This window comes from Streptomyces sp. ISL-12 (assembly GCF_018614415.1).
GTDB lineage: Bacteria > Actinomycetota > Actinomycetes > Streptomycetales > Streptomycetaceae > Streptomyces.
In genome coordinates, this window is sequence record NZ_JAGGOO010000070.1 from 14,485 (window position 1) to 31,369 (window position 16,885).

13 protein-coding genes and 3 pseudogenes are annotated in these 16,885 nt (G+C 70.1%); 6 read left to right on the forward strand and 10 right to left on the reverse strand.

The window, feature by feature from the left end:
• Window positions 1-35 precede the first annotated feature (35 nt).
• Window positions 36-917 (forward strand): VCBS repeat-containing protein, encoded by an 882-nt coding sequence (locus J7I94_RS19635; protein WP_215168446.1) that lies wholly within the window; start codon window positions 36-38, stop codon window positions 915-917.
• Window positions 918-1,027: 110 nt separating this feature from the next.
• Here the strand turns inward: J7I94_RS19635 and J7I94_RS19640 are convergent, their stop codons facing one another.
• The 4 genes from J7I94_RS19640 to J7I94_RS19655 all read right to left on the reverse strand — a co-directional run bounded on the left by J7I94_RS19640 (window position 1,028) and on the right by J7I94_RS19655 (window position 4,550).
• On the reverse strand, window positions 1,028-2,221 hold the full coding sequence (locus tag J7I94_RS19640) for an MAB_1171c family putative transporter (RefSeq protein WP_215168447.1): 1,194 nt from the start codon (window positions 2,219-2,221) through the stop codon (window positions 1,028-1,030).
• A complete protein-coding gene (locus tag J7I94_RS19645; RefSeq protein WP_215168448.1) occupies window positions 2,214-2,774 on the reverse strand; it encodes a hypothetical protein in 561 nt (186 codons plus the stop codon). The genes J7I94_RS19640 and J7I94_RS19645 overlap by 8 nt, the downstream gene beginning before the upstream one ends.
• Before the next feature lie 98 nt (window positions 2,775-2,872).
• Window positions 2,873-3,301: a helix-turn-helix transcriptional regulator gene (locus tag J7I94_RS19650; protein WP_308114628.1), complete on the reverse strand. Its 429-nt coding sequence runs from the start codon at window positions 3,299-3,301 to the stop codon at window positions 2,873-2,875.
• Entirely contained in the window at window positions 3,288-4,550 is a 1,263-nt protein-coding gene (locus J7I94_RS19655) for a cytochrome P450 (protein ID WP_215168449.1), read from the reverse strand. Before J7I94_RS19655 ends, J7I94_RS19650 begins: the two co-directional genes overlap by 14 nt.
• A 1,004-nt stretch (window positions 4,551-5,554) precedes the next feature.
• Here J7I94_RS19655 and J7I94_RS19660 point away from each other — a divergent pair.
• A complete protein-coding gene (locus J7I94_RS19660) occupies window positions 5,555-8,326 on the forward strand; it encodes an AAA family ATPase (RefSeq protein ID WP_308114632.1) in 2,772 nt (923 codons plus the stop codon).
• Between the two features lie 236 nt (window positions 8,327-8,562).
• Here J7I94_RS19660 and J7I94_RS19665 read toward each other — a convergent pair whose 3' ends face one another.
• The 3 genes and pseudogenes from J7I94_RS19665 to J7I94_RS19675 form a co-directional block, all read right to left on the reverse strand.
• On the reverse strand, window positions 8,563-8,817 hold the full coding sequence (locus tag J7I94_RS19665) for a hypothetical protein (protein WP_215168451.1): 255 nt from the start codon (window positions 8,815-8,817) through the stop codon (window positions 8,563-8,565).
• Between the two features lie 236 nt (window positions 8,818-9,053).
• Window positions 9,054-10,451: pseudogene (locus J7I94_RS19670) on the reverse strand (NACHT domain-containing protein); the annotation flags it as partial.
• A gap of 15 nt (window positions 10,452-10,466) precedes the next feature.
• A pseudogene (locus J7I94_RS19675) lies at window positions 10,467-10,777 on the reverse strand (transposase); the annotation flags it as partial.
• 289 nt (window positions 10,778-11,066) lie between these two features.
• On the opposite strand from J7I94_RS19675, the gene J7I94_RS19680 reads away from it, so the two are divergent.
• Both J7I94_RS19680 and J7I94_RS19685 read left to right on the forward strand, forming a co-directional pair.
• Window positions 11,067-11,444, forward strand: coding sequence for a VOC family protein (locus J7I94_RS19680; RefSeq protein WP_215168453.1), 378 nt, complete (start codon window positions 11,067-11,069; stop codon window positions 11,442-11,444).
• A gap of 7 nt (window positions 11,445-11,451) precedes the next feature.
• Window positions 11,452-11,678, forward strand: a pseudogene (locus tag J7I94_RS19685) (transposase); the annotation flags it as partial.
• A gap of 232 nt (window positions 11,679-11,910) precedes the next feature.
• On the opposite strand, the gene J7I94_RS19690 reads toward J7I94_RS19685, so the two are convergent.
• Window positions 11,911-12,399 carry a GNAT family N-acetyltransferase gene (locus J7I94_RS19690; protein ID WP_215168454.1) on the reverse strand — a complete coding sequence of 163 codons (489 nt, stop codon included), beginning with the start codon at window positions 12,397-12,399 and terminating at the stop codon, window positions 11,911-11,913.
• A gap of 326 nt (window positions 12,400-12,725) precedes the next feature.
• On the opposite strand from J7I94_RS19690, the gene J7I94_RS19695 reads away from it, so the two are divergent.
• Window positions 12,726-13,046, forward strand: a complete 321-nt coding sequence (locus J7I94_RS19695) for a GMC family oxidoreductase N-terminal domain-containing protein (RefSeq protein WP_215168495.1) — start codon at window positions 12,726-12,728, stop codon at window positions 13,044-13,046.
• A 45-nt stretch (window positions 13,047-13,091) separates the two neighbouring features.
• On the opposite strand, the gene J7I94_RS19700 is transcribed toward J7I94_RS19695, so the two are convergent.
• Together J7I94_RS19700 and J7I94_RS19705 are read right to left on the reverse strand one after the other, a co-directional pair.
• Complete coding sequence (locus J7I94_RS19700) at window positions 13,092-14,729, reverse strand: carboxylesterase/lipase family protein (RefSeq protein ID WP_215168455.1); 1,638 nt, start codon at window positions 14,727-14,729, stop codon at window positions 13,092-13,094.
• A 28-nt stretch (window positions 14,730-14,757) separates the two neighbouring features.
• Window positions 14,758-15,666, reverse strand: coding sequence for an MBL fold metallo-hydrolase (locus J7I94_RS19705; protein WP_215168456.1), 909 nt, complete (start codon window positions 15,664-15,666; stop codon window positions 14,758-14,760).
• A gap of 199 nt (window positions 15,667-15,865) precedes the next feature.
• Here J7I94_RS19705 and J7I94_RS19710 point away from each other — a divergent pair, with 199 nt between their 5' ends.
• Window positions 15,866-16,825, forward strand: a complete 960-nt coding sequence (locus J7I94_RS19710) for a helix-turn-helix domain-containing protein (protein ID WP_215168457.1) — start codon at window positions 15,866-15,868, stop codon at window positions 16,823-16,825.
• Window positions 16,826-16,885: the final 60 nt, after the last annotated feature.

Sequence of the window (16,885 nt, forward strand, 5' to 3'; positions counted from 1 at the left end):
CCGCCGTGGGCACCGACAACGTGAGGAACCCCGTCATGGAAACCGTCACCGAAGAGGTAACCGCTCCCCCGGTCCACCGGTCGGGCTCGTTCCGCGGCAACGGCTGGCTGGACATCCTGGCCCGCGATCCCGGCACTTCCGAGCTGTTCGTCTTCCCCCACCAGGGTGGCTGGGACGGCCCGAAGACCTTCGGCGACCCCGTCAAGGTCGGCGAAGGCTTCGACAACGTGCTCTGGCTCGGCGCCGGCGACTTCACGGGCAACGGGTACGCGGACATCGTCGTCATCTCCAAGGACGAGCAGGCCCTGGTCCATCTCAACCAGGGCGGCCTGAACGGCATGAGCACCTTCGCCGCCCCGCTGCGCTTCGGCGGGAAGCTGCCCGAGGTCACCTACGACACCATCGCGCTGGGCGACCTGACCGGCGACGGCCGGGCCGACATCGTGGGCCGCCTGCAGGGCACCGGCGAGGTGCACCGCATCGTCAACCGCGGTGCGGCCGGCGAAGAGGAGATATTCGCCCCGCCACTCCCCTTCGCCGTCCTCGACGAGACCGACATCCCGGTCGGCCTGGCGGACGTCACCGGCAGCGGGTACGAGGACCTTCTGGTCCTGCACGCGAGCGGCGAGCTCTCGGCGTACGAGGTCTACGCGCACGGCCGGGGCGAGGAGGGCGAGCCGGTCGGTGAGGGTGCCTGGCACGCGCTGGGCGCCGGGTGGGACCTGGCGACGAACCGGGTCCTGACCATCACCGACATCGACGGGGACGGGCATCCCGACCTGCTGGCTCTGCGGCACGACGGAACCCTGGTGGTCCACCGGCACAGCGGCGCCTTCGACGCCGACGCCCCCGGCGCCACGTTCCTGCCGCCGCAGTCCCTCGGTGACGGGTGGGGCCGGTTCGACATCATCAGTTGACCCGGACACCGGTGCCCGGTGGCGTGCCCCCCCCCACCACCGGGCACCGGCATGTCCGGACCAGGGCGACGGAGGCCGAGGGGACGGAGCGGCGGTTCGCCCGAGCTCTCTCAGCGAACAGGGGCAGCCGCGAGGATCTCGCCGACCAGCGGTGTGTTGTAGGCGTCGGAGACTCGCACGAGATGAGCGTGTTCGTCGGCCAGTTGTTCACCGCCGCCCATGACGACCGTGGCCGCGGGGTGGTCCGGGAGGTGCCGGCTCCTGCGGTTGTGCAGGCCGCGGCGCAGAGCCGCCGCCTCTGTCAGCGCCATCAGTTCCTGCTCGTCCAGGCCGGCCGCGCTGCCGCGCTCGCGTGCGGTGTCGATCAGCGCGGCGTCCACGTATCGGCGGATGCCTCGCTGCACGTCTCGGATCTCCGTCATCTGCCGAGATGCCACCCAGTGCAGGGACTTGGCGGGCCACCACCAGTGCAGGTCTTCTATCTGCACCTCTGGCTCGTCCGCCGTCACGGTGCGCCAGAGCGGATGGAGACGGCGGACGAGCCGCCAGGCGGTGACACGGGAGCCGACGGCGGGCACCGCGAAGCCGACGACCACGAGAAGCGCGCCCAACGAGGCACTCAGTGGTGCCAGGTCGTTGGCGAGCACGTCCAGGTCCACACCGCTCCAGCGGCCCACCATGCCGCCGAGCTTCGCGGCGCAGTACACCAGGATCGCCAAGGAGCCGTAGGCGATCAGCCACAGCCCTCTGGCCAGCCACGGACGTTCTGCCTGCAGCTCCGCCGCACAGCGGCGGCAGAGGGCGCCGAGGGAGGCCATGCAGGTGCCGAAGATGGCCAAATAGATGACCAGGAAGAGTTCTACGCCGGGATCGTCGGCGTAGACGGTGGTGAAGTCACTGGGATGTTCCACCTCGTAGGGGCGGTGGGTCGCGAAAGCCACGAGGGCGACCGTCCAGGCGGCCAGGGTGACGGCGATGATCCAGCGCGTGCGTTGCCGAGCGCGGGCGAAACCCGCCTTGCCATCGCTCAGCACCCAGCTCAGCAGCAGGACCCGGGCGCCGAGGACGAAGGCGACCGCGCTGGAATAGATGATGGCGATGGCCAGGTTGGCCACGCCGACCGCCTGATCGAACGCGCCGTACAGGCGAGGGCTGGACAACGTCATCACCAGGCCAACCGCGGCGATCATGCAGGAAACAAGGGCCAGGTTGGTGTTGGCACGGTCGCGCAGCCATGCCCGTGCCTTGTAGGTGGCCCCCGCCCAGGCGAAGCCTCCTATCGTCAGGTACAGGACGTCACGCACGACGCTGCGCTCCTCGCGGCGTGTGCTGCAGAACCGGGCCGAGCGTGGCGGCTATGTGCTGGGCCCTGCCGTGCAGAGCCGGGGACGGGGCAAGGTGGGGGCTGATCCGTTCCTCCAGCAAGCTGGCTACGATCTCGGCCTCCATCTCGGCGGGTTTGTCGTAGGCGTGGTGCCGCCAGAAGGCGGGGCCGATCCCCATGTGGCGCATGGCGACCCCGGTGTCCAGAGAGGGCGTCCACAGCGTGAGGGCCTCCTCGGCGACCGCGGGTTCCTTCTCGTGGCCCATGAGCAGATGCCCGAGTTCGTGCAGCTGCACGTGGACTTGGTGCCAGGCCGAGGTGTCCTGGTCGGCGCAGATCCATAACTCCCGCTCCAACAGGATGGTCATCCCGGAGGCGACACCGCCCAGCGGCATGGTGAGGGTGTGTACTGGTTGGCCCACCCGGTCGGCAACCAGATCGCAGACTTCCTCCAGACCGGCCTCCGGAGGAAGAAGAAGCTCGGCGACCACCGCTTCACAGCGTTTTCGTGCTTTCCTGATCTTCCGACTCATGCTCGCCCCGTATGTGCCAACGCCAGCGTCGCCGGCGTGGATTTTCCAGATACACAGAATGCCCTCGGGGATCCTTGGCCTGCTCGCCCGCGCTCTTTTCACGAGGGCTCACGCGGGTCTGCGGCCGGGTCAGCGGGAAGGCCCATCTGCTGCCGGAACTGGACGATGATCTCGGTGAGGCTGTCCTGCACCGCAGGCGGCAGACCGACCGCTCGCAGCGCGATGGCCCGTACGCGGGCGTCCCGCATCGCGGCCAGGACCGCGATCTCCTCCTCGGTCTTGGCCACCGCCTCCTCGCTCATCGTCCCGGACAGGAAGCCGTCGGGAACGCCGAAGAACCTGGAGAGCCTTTTCAGCAGGTCCAGGTCCGGCTTGCTGCGCCTGCCCCGCCGAAGCATGGAGAGATACTGCTCCGAGATCCGGACCTGCTCTGCGACGTAGGCGTTCGTGTACGGCTTGCCGGGAGGATGCATGTGTTCGAACAGGTAGTTGAGCCTGTCGGCGAGTCGGCCCTCAGCGGTCGGCACGGCCGGCGCCGTTCATGAGTGATGCCTCGGCCGACCCCCGCGGGTCTCCGCCGGGGCCGGTATCGAACACCACGTCCAGCGACAGCAGACCGCGGGAGCGAATGGACGGACGCCAACGCACCTGATCCCGCGGTACGGCCAAGGCCAGGCCCGGCATCCGGCGCAGCAACGTCTCGATGGCGATGGCGGTCTCCAGACGGGCCAGGGGTGCGCCCAGGCAGTAGTGGATGCCGTGGCCGAGGGCGAGGTGCCCTGCCGGGGCCCGGTGTATGTCGAGCCGGTCGGGCTGGTCGAAGCGGGTGGCATCACGGTTGGCGGAGGCCAGGGACAGCAGGACGGTCTCCCCGGCGGGAATGCGTACCGTACCGATCTCGATGTCTTCGGTAGGGAATCGGCGGATCGCGAGCGGTGCCGGCCCGTCGAACCGCATCAGTTCGTCCACCGCTTGCTCGATCAGACCGGGGTCCTCACGCAACTGGGCCGCTTGTCCGGGGTGGTCCAGCAAAGCGAGAACGGCATTGCCGATCAGATGGACGGTGTTCTCGAAGCCGGCGAACAGAATGAGGAAGGCCAGCGAGGTCAGCTCGGCCTCGGTGAGCCGGTCGTCTCCGTCGCAGGCGGCGATCAGATCGGTGAGCAGGTCGTCGCCGGGTTCGCGGCGCTTGTCGGAGACAAGGCGGGTGAAGAAGTGCCACAGGTGCGCGACCGCGTCTTTGGCCCGTTCCGGACGGGCGGGGTCGGGGGCGGTCAGCGCGTCGGTCCAAGCCCGGAAATCGGGGCGCGCGGAACGCGGAACGCCGAGCAGATCGCAGATCACGGCGATGGGCAGCGGAGCGGCGTAGGCGGCGATCAGGTCGGCGCGGCCGAGCGGGGCGACGGCGTCGATGAGTTCGTCGGCGATCCGCTGGATCGGTCCGCGCAGTCGTTCCACGCGGCGGCCGGTGAAGGCGGCGCCGACGAGGCGCCGCAGGCGCCGGTGGTCCGGCGGGTCCATGTTGAGGAGGTTGGCGTCCAGCGCGGGAGGAAGAGACATGCCTTGGTACTGGCCGGGCAGGGCGTTGCGGCGGTCGAGGGACAACCGCGGGTCCACGAAGGCCGCCTTGGCGTCGTCGTAGCGCGTCACGAGCCAGAACCGCCGGCCGTCCGGCCCGGTGACCGGGCACACCGGTGCCTCGTTCCGCAGTCGCGCCAGTGTCCCGTACGGGTCGGCGGACAGTGCCGCGGAGTCCTGGAGAGTGCCGTCCGGCATAGCGGGGTTACGTCCTTTCCTCAACTTCACGCCTGCGCCTCAGCTCGGCCGCTGCCCGTGGTTCAGACGGTCTTCGTATGATCCATTACCGTCACGAGTCACTGTCAAGGTCTGCGGTTCGAGCCTGGCCGAGACGGTTCGGTGGGCCTCCTGATCTTGTTGCCGCTCGATCTCCGCCGGACAGAACTCCGTCGGCGGTGACGATCCTCCGGCACACGGTCACGGAAGCGGCGTCGTGTCCGCCCGTCCCCGAGGGCGCGAGGTGGGCCGCGGACAGGGCCCGTCGGCGGGCTTGGTGAACACTTTGCTCCGCCGCCGGAGGGTCACGATTCAGCAGTCATCGCAGGTCGAGGCCCTCTGCGCCTTGTCATGTTTTCGTCAGACAGGGCCGCACCCACAGCCCGACTCAACTGGCAGTTGACATGTCTGCGCTTAGATCAAAGACTGTGATGGCACAGCGCTCGAGGAACCAGCAGTCATCGATCCCGCCTCGGAACGAGGACTTCCCTGCCGTCGCCCGGGAGGAGCATCACCCTCAGTTAAGGATCGTTCCCGACCAAAGGCCCTGAGTAGTGGAATCTCGTGCAGCAGAAGGACTCGGCCGAGCATTCACCACCCTCCGTCATATGACTGAGGTCACAGCGCCAGGGGCGGTCGGCCTGGCATTCGTGCGGCGACTTCGGCGCGGCGTTCTCATCGCCGCCCGCCCCCGGAGGGCGCCTTGGAGGAGTTGTGCGAGTCGGCGGCCGACTGCCACTCCCACTCCGTAATCCGCTCGATCGCCTCGGCCTGTTCCGCGAGGGTCACACCCCTGCGCAGGGACCAGAAGACGCACCTCCACAACCAGCCCGGCCGACTTCCCACACGAGGGCCGTGAAGCAAGCTGATCAGCGAACACCAGATCGATCCACCTGGCCGGCGGACCGCAGTGACACACCATCACCGCAGCTCACGACGGCCCTAAACAGTTAGCCAGTCACAGGGGGACCCAGGCAGTGAAACTGGTGGAACGGGAACTGCATCTCAGCTCACTCAAAAGCATGTTCGTGAACTCCATCGGCGGAGACAGCGGAGTGGCTGTTCTGACCGGACCGGTGGCGAGCGGAAAAAGCTCACTGGCACAGGCTCTCGTCGAGCACGCGCATGATCTCGGCGCGCTGGTCGTCCAGGCCCGGTGCTCGCCTTCCGAGGAGCAACTACGGCTCGAAACCGTACGGCAACTCGTCGACACGGTGCCGGAACCGAACAGCGTGATCGAAATCCCGCTCGGCCCCTCCTACAGTTCGCGTAGCTCAGCACAGGAAAAGACGCAGCATCGTCCCTCGCATCCCGGGCAGCTCACGGCACGCGATTTCTGCGGCTCGCTGCTCAAATTGTCCAGCGAACTTCCCGTGCTCGTGGTCGTGGACGATTTCGAATACGCCGACGAGGCTTCGGCCGAGTACCTCTCGTATCTGGTGCGCCGCATACGCAACTCAAGAATCATGGTCGTGATCGGGATCGGGAGCGGATCGGGACCCGACGCCATGCGCCGCACCGCCGAACTGCTGCGGAACCCCCACTGCTGTCTCATACGTCTGCGGCCCCTCTCCCGGATCGCCGTGCGCGACCTCCTCGTGTCACGGCTCGGCACCGGCATCGCGAAGCTGCTGGCCGACGAGTCCTACATGACCAGCGGAGGGAATCCACTGCTCCTTCACGCGCTGATCGACGACCTGATCTCGTCCGCCCAGGATCTGCGGCGCCCCGAGGACCTGAAACTGGTCGTGGCGGAGAACTACGAGCAGGCGGTGGTCACCTGCCTGTACGGCAGCGCACCGGGCCTGACCCGGGCGGCGACCGTCCTCGCGGTCCTGGGCAGCGCGCGTTTCCCCGAACTCGTCGAGCATCTGCTGGACCACGAGTTCGCCTCGTCCGAGCAGGCCGTCCAGCGGCTCACCGCGTCGGGCATCACCACGCCGGACGGCCGGTTCCGCCACCCGGTCGCCCGAGAGGCGGTACTCGCCGGCATCGACGGCGCCACCCGCACGGAACTGAACCTGCGGGCCGCACTCTGGCTGCACCAGAAGGCCGAGCCCGCACCGGAGATCGCCGGCCATCTGCTCGCGGCCGGCCGGGCGACCGAACGGTGGCAGATCACCGTGCTGCGCGAGGCCGCGGACGAGGCACTGCTGCGCCAGGACACGAAGCTGGCCATCTCCTGTCTGGAGCTGGCCCATGCCGCATGCACCGACGAGGCCGTACGCACAGAGCTGACCATAGAGCTGGCCGAAGTGGCGTGGCCCGACAGTCCGTCCATCGCCATGCGCCGGATGCTGCCCCTCCAGGCGCAGTTACGAGACCACGCGCTCGACAACCGGCACTCCCTGGCACTGGCCAGGACCCTGCTGCGCAGCGGCCGTTTCGACGCGGCGGAGGATGTGCTCGCACGGCTCGAACCGTCCCGCAGCGCACGCACATCGACGGACCTGTACATCTTCGACAAGTGGCTCGAGACGTCCTATCCCGAGTTCGGTCAGCGCTTCCGCAACGGCCCGGACGCCCCGTCGTCCCGCGTGCCGACGACACTGCCCACCGGCACCGAGGCGTATCTGCACGCCATCGAGATGCTCTCCGGAGTCCTGCGCTCGGACGCCCAGGACGAGGTCATCACCGTGGCCGAGGAGACGCTGCGCGACTACTCGGTCAACGACCGGACGATGGAGGCGGCCAGCACGCTCATCGCCGCGCTGTTCTACGCGGACCGCACCGACAGCGTGGCCGTGGAGTGCGAGCGGATCCTCGCCGAAGCCACCAAGCGCGGAGCCCCTGCCTGGGAGGCGGTGCTCTGCAGCCTCAAGGCCCAGATCGCCTTCCGGCAGGGGGACATGCCGGCCACCATGGAACTGGCCCGCCGCTCCCTGTCGGCCATGTCACCCCAGAGCTGGGGAGTCGGAATCGGGGTGCCGTTGGGGAGTCTCCTCATGGGAGCCGCGGTGGCCGCGGACCACGCCACGGCCGAGGAGGTGCTCCGTCACGAGGTGCCCGAAGCGGTCTTCGAGACGCGGTTCGGCATCCACTACCGCCACGCCCGCGGTACGTACTACCTGGTCACCGGTCGGCATCAGATGGCACTGAGGGAGCTGCTGACCTGCGGCGACCTCATGACGCAGTGGCAGATGGACGTCCCCAGCTTCGTGCCCTGGCGCCTGGACGCGGCCCAGGCGTATCTGCACCTCGGCCACCACACGGAGGCGGCGCAGTTGATCAACGAACAGATGCGTACGCACAAGTCGTTGAGCAGCAGGATCACCGGCATGGTGCTGCGCCTGCGGGCGGCCATGGAGCCGGCGGAGCGCCGGGGCATCCTGCTGCAGGACGCCGTGAAGCTCCTCGCCTCGACCGGGGACCGGCTCGAACTCGCGCGTGCCCTGGCGGACCAGACACAGGCCCATGCCGCCGCCGGCGACATGGTGGCCGCCGAGGAGAGCGAGCGGCGGGCCCTCGCCCTGATCGAGGACTGCGGTGCCGGGGCACTGCGGAACCTGCTGCAACGGCCGGGAACGGCCGAATACGGGCCGGCCGCGAACCGGCGCGACAGCCTGCTGCTGTCGGCCGCCGAACGCCGGGTGGCGGCGCTGGTGGCGCGCGGCTACACCAACCGGCAGGTGGCACGGCATCTGTACATCACCGACAGCACCGTCGAGCAGCACATGACACGCGTCTACCGCAAACTCAACGTCGCCCGCCGCGGGGACCTGCCCCAGTGGCTCGCCGACCTCGACGACGGGCCGTGACGCCCGCCGCGAACGGCGGTCACGGCCCGGCCGGGCCGGGGCACACGGGGCGACGATGGCCAGGGACCGCTTCGGGTCGCCCTTCTGCCGGATGGTCTCCCAGTACGGGGTGAGGTGCCGCAGGGTGTGTCGTCGGCCCGGTCGAAGACGACCATCAACCGCGGTACGCCGTCGAGTCGGTGCGGCGCTTCAGCTCGGAGCCGAGGCCGATGCGCCCGGGCCCAGTCATGGTTTGCTCAGGATCCAGATGTTGATCTCCCGTACTGGGCAGCGAGGTGGCGCTGCAGGTCGATGTGGCGAAACTGGTACACGGATCCGACCTGGCGCAGGATCCCGCGCTGCTTATGCGCGTCCCGCAGGAAGGACATCAAGGCGAACGGCAGTCGGTGCCGCACCGTCAGGTAGAGCCGGGGCAGAGTGAAGTGCAGCCACACCGACTTCGTCATTCCGACCAGGACTCCCAGAAGGAGGCCCACCAAGCTACCTGCCACGGCCCCGGTCCATGGGTCCACGAGCCAGCCTGCAGCCCCGCCCAGGAGCCCACCCACGAGGACAAGAGCGAAAAAGGTGTTGCGGTCAGGGCGGAGCACCTGACTCGGCCCCGTGACCGAGGTCAGGTCAGGTGTCTCCGGCCGGAGACCGACGGTCAGTACCCCCAGGAGTGCGCCCGCGATGGCCACCCTGGTCGTGTCCGCAGGGCCGGACGCCATGATGCGGGAGCCCTCCTTCAAGCCCTCGGCCAGGCCTCCGGGTTTTGTCCGTACACGGCCCCGGTGACGGCCAGAGCGATGAACGCGAGCAAGATCGCCCAGTAGCTTCCCACCGAGGCACCCCACACCAGCCTGGAGGGGGACAGGCGAAGCCCAGCACTGGGGACGACGGAAACCCCTCCGAACAGTTCAAGAAGTCTGGTGACGAACCGGCTGCCGTACCGGCTCACTCGCTGTCCCACACCCAATGTGAGGTCCGCCCAGTGCGCCTCGGCCCCGTATGCAGCGAGCGTCAAGAGCGCCACCCCTGCTGCGAGTGTGCCCCAAATTCCCCATTCGTCGAGCTTTCTGCTGAGGAGGAGTCCACCTACCAGCACGCCCGCAACTACGCCCGTGACCTTTCCCAAGGTCTGTGCCGAGACCAGACTGAGCAGGAATCCGACCGCGACTCCGCCCAGAACTGCGCCCAGGATCATGCTGGAGAGGCCTCCCGCGACCAGGCCCGCGACGGCACCCGGGATCCCGCCCAGGGCCAGACCCGCGACAAAGTGGGAAGGCGCGTGCGTGAGGTGTGGGAGTTCCCACCAGGCCAGGTCTGGGCTGCCGCTGTGCCGGTGCTCGAGAAAGTGAGCCAGGAAGACGAACGTCCGATGGGCCTGCTCCGCGCTCCAGCGGGGCGGACCGGGCGCGTCAGCGGCGTAGGGAGCCTGGATGAAGGCCCTGAACAAGTACTGGTCCACCGCTGAACGATGGGGAAACATCTGGCGATCGCACAGTTCGCTCGGGTGGGGTGCATGAACGCTGGGCGTTCCGGGACGGGCGTTGTAGATGGTACGGGCCAGCAACAGACCCTGCGGGGTGCTCAGTGCCTGCCCTACGGGTGAGGCGGTGCCCAGCTCGGAGGCCACGGCCTCCCACCGCCCGAGAGCCGGTGTACGTTCAGCTCCGGCGTTCCGGAGCAGACAGTCCGCCGCGTGGTCGGGTTCGACGGGGAGCAGCTGGATCGCGGCGGCACCGTTGAGGGGTACTCCCGGGTCGTGCCCGGTCATTGCCGTTCGATAGGAGGCAGTCCGAGAAGCCAGAACCACAGGCTGCCGGGGCGGCAGATCCCGGTTCAAGGCGTCCAGGAAGCGCCGGTGGAGGGCCGGAGGCAACTCGTCGAAGCCGTCGAGCAGTGCCATGACGCGACCCGTGTCCACCAGCCTTCGGGCCAGGTCCGCTGACGTGCCGTCGGAGATCGAGTCAGGGGCCGGTGCGTCCAAACCTGGGTAAGAGGTACGTAGTTGCTCGGCCATCCATGCGGCCAGCGGCTGGTTCAGCTGCCAGGAGGTGACGGAGAACAGCACAGGTACCGGTTCGTCACCGCTGTGCCGAGCGAGCAGATCCTGCAGTAGTCGTGTCAGCAGCACACTCTTGCCGGCGCCGGGCTAGTCGTAGCCCTTGTCCCCGTGCAGCTTGGCCGGGCGTCGGCGTCGTGGCCCGCGCGGTGAGCGGATCGGCGGGATGCCTCGCACGAGGGCTTGCATGGCTTGGCTGTCGTGGGTGTTGGCTGCGGATATCCCCACAGAGATGGGCAGGCCGCGGCGATCGACGATGAGGTGGATTTTCGATCCGCTCTTGCCACGGTCGGTCGGATTCGGTCCGGTCAGAGGCCCCCTCTGACCGCCCGGACGCTCACCGAGTCGATGGCACACCGCGCCCAGTCCAGCTCTCCCTGGCTGCCGAGTTCGTCGAGAATCAGCTCACCGTGGCGGAAATCCGGCGACTCCTGGCAACTGGCCATCACGCCGACGCACCTGCGGCACACCGGCCACGCGCTGAACTGGTCCCGCTGGCGCCGCCGTCACCAGGCCACCGCCCACCGCTGCCACTACCACCGTCGCACCCAAGGTCACGAATTCCCGCTACCTGACGTGGTGTCAGCCGAGTGCACTCCGAAACAGGCCACTGACCAGCAGCGATAGCGGACTGCGACTGGAGTGTTTACTCCAGCTGCAGATCGTGATCAGGTGCCGTGAGACGCTGCCTTCATGATCGCCAAACTGCAGTGCGTGGTGTTGGACTGTGTCGATGTCGTCGGGCTGTCCCAGTTCTACCAGTCGCTGCTCGGTGGCGTAGTGAACCAGCCGGATCCGCGGTGGTCACTCGGGGAGGGCTGGGCGACACTCCACACCGACAGCGGGTTCGTGCTGGCCTTCCAGCGCGTGGACACCTATCAGCCGCCGCGTTGGCCGGACTCCGCTCACCCTCAGCAGTTCCACCTCGATCTGGAGGTCAAGGACCTGGAACAAGCTCAGGGCGATGTCCTCGCGCACGGTGCCACGCTGCTCGACGCGGGTGATGGCCAGCGGAGTTGGCGCATCTTCGCGGACCCAGCAGGACATCCGTTCTGTCTCGTCCGGCACTGACAGGGGGACCCCGCACCGCATGCAGCACCTGCTGTCCCGGACCGTCTGGGATGCCGACGCCGTCCGTGATGACGTGCGCGAATACGTCCTTGAGCACCACCACGACGAGGCCCGGTGCCGGCCGTCGACGAGACCGGCGATGTGAAGAAGGGCACCCGCACCGTCGCCGTCCAGCGCCAGTACACCGGCACCGCGGACAGGATCGAGAACTCCCAGGTCGCCGTCTATCTTGTCAGCAGCACCATGAGCGAGGAGCAGACGCAAAATACCGGCAGCGCTTCGACGAGGGAATGCAGTCACTGATCGAAGACGTCAGGGCGGCTGCCAAAAAGGCAAGCACCCAGGACGAGGCGAGCGACCAGAACGCGGAATAGTGGCCCACGCCCCTGCTCCGCAGGGGTTCAGTACAGGCACCAGGACGCCGGCCGCGGCCCGGCTGCACCACTTCACGGGACGCGGTCCGGCGTCATTCCGGAGAAACGCGGAACTCGAATACGGGACGGTCCCACGGCACGGCGGGCGGGTCGGCGAGCGCGGTCCCGGTCCGCACCGCACCGGCGCGGCGGTAGAAGCCCTCGGCAGGTAGGTGCGACACGACCTTGACACGGTCGAGCCCGGCGGCACGGGCCTCGGACCGCATGTGCGCGACGAGCAGCCGTCCGATGCCCCTTCCCTGCGCCGCGTCGGCGACGAACAGCAGGTCGAGCTCCGGTGGGGCGAGGACGAGCGAGTAGAACCCGAGGACCGGGGCTCCCTGCTCGTCGGCGCCGACGGCTGCGAAGACGCGGTGGGCCTCGATGTAATCGGGCCCGACCCGGTAGCCCGCGACCGCGGCCGCGTACTGGCCCGCGTAGGCGCCCGAGCCGCGCACGAGCCGCGTGAGCCGTTTGGCGTCCCGTGCGACGGCCCTCCGTACCGTGACCGGCCGGCTGATCGGGGAAGTGCGTGAGCTCATCGGGCGAGTATGCCGCACCGGGGTGTGCTCGACGCCGGTCCGCGCCTGACCGACCCGCCCGGCACCCACGTCAAGAACATCCCCGGCACCGGCGAACGCGCCCGCGCGCAACGCGCCTCCGAAGGCCCCGGCCCGGCCGGCCGTCCGGGCACCCGCCTGCTCGGTGCACCCGATCTGCCCGCCGCCGCCCTCTCCACCAGCGTCGGCGGCATGGGCGCCCACTGGACCGGCGCCTGCCCCGCCCGGACGACGGCGAGCGCAATCCCTTCGTTGCCTCTCGGCCCTCTTCGACCGCGGACGGCCGGAAGGACCGACGGGTGGCCCCGATGCCGCTGGCCGTCCATCCGACGCCCCGACAGCGCCCACGCCTGGAGCGGCACCGACGTCGTCCTCGGCCGGCGGCGCACGACCCGCGCGGGGAGATCGCGGACCGCTGCCTGTGCCTGCGCGTCGTCCTGGACGCCGGCACCGTGACCGGGGTGACCGTACGGGACCTGGCCGACGGCGGGGAGAGGACCGTGACCGTCCGGGCGGTCGTCGTGGCCGCGGACGCCCTGCGGACCCCGCAGCTGCTGCACGCCTCCGGCATCCGCCCGCCTGCCCGGCGACGTCACCGCCCACCGCGCCGTCACCGGCCGCACCCGTGACGAGGACGGCGCCATCGTCCCGCAGAGCGGCGTCAGCTGGGTGCCCTACACCGACGCGCACCCCTTCCACGGGCAGGTGATGCGGCTCGACGCCTCCCCCGTCCCGCTCGCCGCCTCCCCCGTCCCGCTCGCCGCCTCCCTCGCCGCCGCGGACGACGGTGCCCTGGCGACGCGGCGCCCCGGCGGCTGAGGCGCTGGGTCCCAGGCCCGCAGTTCCCGGCCGCGGGGGTCGTCGATCCGGGTCCACTCGGCATCGATGCGCATCGTGGCCCGGCGCCCCGTGTCGTACGGGTCCCAGCCGGGGTCGCCGGTGGTGGCGAACCGGATCCAGGTGGCGTGCACGCGCGCCGCGAGATCCGCCGGGGGCTTGTCGGGGCCGAGCAGGCCGGTGGGGCCGTGCAGCCTCGGCAGGTGGGTGAGGTCGAAGACGAACGGCAGCTCGACCGCGTGCGCGGCGCCGAGCTGTCCGTCCAGGGCGTGCGAGCGCCAGGCGAACTCGTAGGCGAAGGTCGCGGACCCCGGGTGGGCGGCGTGGGCGGCGGCCAGGGCGCGGGTGCCCGCGCCGAACAGCGCGTCGCCCATGACGGCGGAGCGCAGTTCGCCGTGGGACGCCCCGGGCCGTGCCCGGCGGTACGTCTCGACGAGCCGCGCCGGGGCCGGGTGCGAGCGGGCCGCCGTGTCGTCCACGTCCCCGGCGGTCGAGGAGGCGTACCGGTCCACGGGAACCAGGTAGAGGCGGCCCTCCTCGGTGGTGGTGCCGATGAGCAGGTCGACGCCGGAGCCGTGTCCGGTGGCGACGGCGTCGGCGGGCTGGGTGTCCAGGACCAGGCTGAAGGGGCTCAGGCCGATCAGCGGGTCGTGGTGGGTGGCGGTGCGCAGGTCGATGCCCGCGAGCCGGGGGACGGCCGCCACCAGGCGTTCGTCGGAGAGGTCCGCGAAGGCGTCCGCGTGCGGCTCGACGCCCAGCACACCGGCGGCCGCCGAGGTGACGCGGGCGGCCTGTTCGGTGGTGAACGCGCCCAGGCCGCTGCCGCTCTGCACGATCGCCCGGCGGAACAGTCCGGCGGCCCCGGGCGTGGCGAGGACGCCGCCGACGACGGTGGCACCGGCCGACTGGCCGAAGAGCGTGACGTTGTCCGGGTCACCGCCGAAGCCGGCGATGTTCTCCCGCACCCAGCGCAGCGCGCCGACGACGTCGAGCAGGCCGCGGTTGGCGGGGGCACCCGGCAGATCGAGGAAACCGGCGATGCCGAGGCGGTAGTTGAGCGTGACGAGGACGACGCCGTCCCGGGCGAAGGCGGACCCGTCGTACAGCGCGGACCGCGTCGAACCGGCGACGAATCCGCCGCCGTGCACGAACACCATGACCGGCAGGCCGCCGCGCGCGGCCTCGGGTGTCCAGACGTTGACGGTGAGGTAGTCCTCGCCGCGGCTCCAGCCGGTGCCGAAGTAGGGGGTCATGTCGATGGTGCCGAGCCCGCGTTCGGACTGCGGCGCGTTGGGTCCGGGGGCCGTGGCGTCCCGTACGCCGTCCCAGGGCTCGTGCGGCCGGGGCGGCGCGAACCGGCCGGCTCCGCGGGGCGGGGCGGCGTAGGGGATGTTCAGGAAGACGGCGGTGCCGTCCTCCCGGCGCAGGCCGCGGACGGCGCCCTGTCCGGTGGTCACTACGGGGTGGTGGTTCATCTCTCGTGCCTTCCGCGTGCCGTGGGCTTCAGTGGTGCTCGGGGTACGGGGTGAAGGGCGCCCAGCCCTTGACGGCGAAGGTGCTTCCGTCGCGTACGACCTCGGTGGCGCCGTGGCCGCCCAGGTGGGCCGGGATCAGCAGGGCGTTGTTGTCGGCGGCCCAGCCCAGCACCTTGCGGCGGGTGGCGCGGGCTTCGGCCGGGTTCTCGCAGAAGCAGCTGTTGGCGTCCGGCTCCAGGATCTGTACCGGGCTGTGCAGCAGGTCGCCGACGAACACCGCGCGGTCCGTGCCGGAGGTGAGGGTCAGTACGGAGGAGCCGGGGGTGTGCCCGGGGGCCGCGTCCAGGCGCAGGTTGGCGTCGATCCGGTGGCTGTTCTCCCACAGCCGGGTCAGGCCGGCCCGGTGGACGGGGGCCACGCTGTCCTCGAAGACGTTCTGGTTGCCGCGGCCGAGCAGTGGCCGGTGGCCGTTCTCGGGGTTCCAGAAGTCGAAGTCGTCCTTGGGCATCAGGTAGGTGGCGTTGGGGAAGGTGGGGACCCACTGCCGGCCGTCCAGGTACGTGTTCCAGCCGACGTGGTCGACGTGGAGGTGCGTGTTGATGACGGCGTCCACGTCCTCGGGGCGGACGCCGGCCCGGGCGAGGGCGGCCAGGTAGTCCGTTTCGAGGTGGCTCCAGACCGGGGAGTAGGGACGCTCCTTGTGGTTGCCCACGCCGGTGTCGACGAGGATCGTCCTGCCCTCGCTGCGCAGCAGCCAGGTCTGGATCGCCGAATTCACGACGCCGGTCCCGGAATCCAGGAAGTGCGGGGCGAGCCAGTCGGCTTCCCAGATGTCGGCGGGGCTGTCCGGGAAGAACACGTCCGGCGTCATGCCGACGGGGCCGAAGTATTCCCATACCCGGGTGATGGAGACGTCGCCGAGGGTGATCTGCTGCATGGGGTGTCCTTGGTCGGTCGGAGGAGACGCACTCGGCCGGACGCGCGGCACCGCGCGGACGCCGGTCCGAGTGCCGCCCGGTGAAGGCCCGGGCGCTGCCTCCGACTTCATCGAGGACGCGGGCGCGGCACCAGACCCGCCCTTTCCTATCCACAGCCGGGTCAGGCTCGGTGCGACGAGGCGGCCCATACTCGGAGTCATGGGCGGAAAGACACAGCTCGGAGAGTTCCTGCGGACGCGGCGTTCCCAGCTGCGCCCGGCGGACGTCGGGGTACCCACCTACGGGGAACGACGGCGTGTGCCGGGGCTCCGGCGCGAGGAGCTGGCGCTGCTGGCGGGGGTGAGCGCCTCCTACTACACGCGGCTGGAGCAGGGACAGTCGCTGAGCGCGTCGCCCGAGGTGCTGGACGCGATCGCCGGGGCCCTGCGGCTGGACGAGTCCGAGCGGCGGTACCTGCACGACCTGGCCCGGGTGGACCGGCAGCGGCCCCGGGGCCGGCGTCCGGCGCCGGAGCGGGTGCCGGAGGAGACACGTCAGTTCCTGGACGTGCTCGGCGACGTCCCCGCGCTCGTGCTCGGCCGGCGCACCGACGTGCTGGCGTGGAACCGGCTGGGCCACGCCCTGTTCGCCGGGCACCTGGACTTCGCCGCCCCCGACCAGCCGGGGCGGCGTCCCAACATGGCCCGGCTGCTGTTCCTCGACGGCCATGTCCGTGACCTGTACGCGGACTGGCAGAGCAAGGCCAGGGCCATGGTCGGCAATCTGCGCCTGGTGGCGGCCCGGCACCCGGAGGACGCGGCGCTGCACGCGTTGCTGGGTGAACTGTCCGCGAAGAGCGGCGAGTTCGCCTCGATGTGGGCCGACCACCGGGTCCGGGCCTGTGCCATGGCCGGCTACGAGATGCGCCATCCGCTGGTCGGGCCGCTGACCGTCATCCAGCAGACCATGAGCAGCGGGCGAGGTCCCGCCGTCGTGGTCGCCACCACGGAGGCGGACTCGCCGTCGCGGGCCGCCCTCGCCCTGCTCGCCCAGGCCACCGGCGAGCGCGCCACCACCGAGGCCACCCCCCAGACCACCACCGAGACCACCACCGAGGCCACCCCCGAGGCCGCCCCCGAGGGTGCCGGCGAGGGTGCCGCGCGGGCCGGCCGGGACTGACGCCCGCGCCGTCCGCGGACGTTCTCCCTCGTCAGGCACCCTCACCCGGAAACTCTGAAA

What these genes read in the sequence shown, in the direction of transcription:
- J7I94_RS19705 (WP_215168456.1), bottom strand. Translation starts at nt 15,666, where the DNA reads ATGCAGCAGATCACCCTCGGCGACGTCTCCATCACCCGGGTATGGGAA.
- J7I94_RS19700 (WP_215168455.1), bottom strand. Translation starts at nt 14,729, where the DNA reads ATGAACCACCACCCCGTAGTGACCACCGGACAGGGCGCCGTCCGCGGC.
- J7I94_RS19645 (WP_215168448.1), bottom strand. Translation starts at nt 2,774, where the DNA reads ATGAGTCGGAAGATCAGGAAAGCACGAAAACGCTGTGAAGCGGTGGTC.
- J7I94_RS19680 (WP_215168453.1), top strand. Translation starts at nt 11,067, where the DNA reads ATGATCGCCAAACTGCAGTGCGTGGTGTTGGACTGTGTCGATGTCGTC.
- J7I94_RS19695 (WP_215168495.1), top strand. Translation starts at nt 12,726, where the DNA reads ATGCCGCTGGCCGTCCATCCGACGCCCCGACAGCGCCCACGCCTGGAG.
- J7I94_RS19635 (WP_215168446.1), top strand. Translation starts at nt 36, where the DNA reads ATGGAAACCGTCACCGAAGAGGTAACCGCTCCCCCGGTCCACCGGTCG.
- J7I94_RS19655 (WP_215168449.1), bottom strand. Translation starts at nt 4,550, where the DNA reads ATGCCGGACGGCACTCTCCAGGACTCCGCGGCACTGTCCGCCGACCCG.
- J7I94_RS19710 (WP_215168457.1), top strand. Translation starts at nt 15,866, where the DNA reads ATGGGCGGAAAGACACAGCTCGGAGAGTTCCTGCGGACGCGGCGTTCC.
- J7I94_RS19690 (WP_215168454.1), bottom strand. Translation starts at nt 12,399, where the DNA reads ATGAGCTCACGCACTTCCCCGATCAGCCGGCCGGTCACGGTACGGAGG.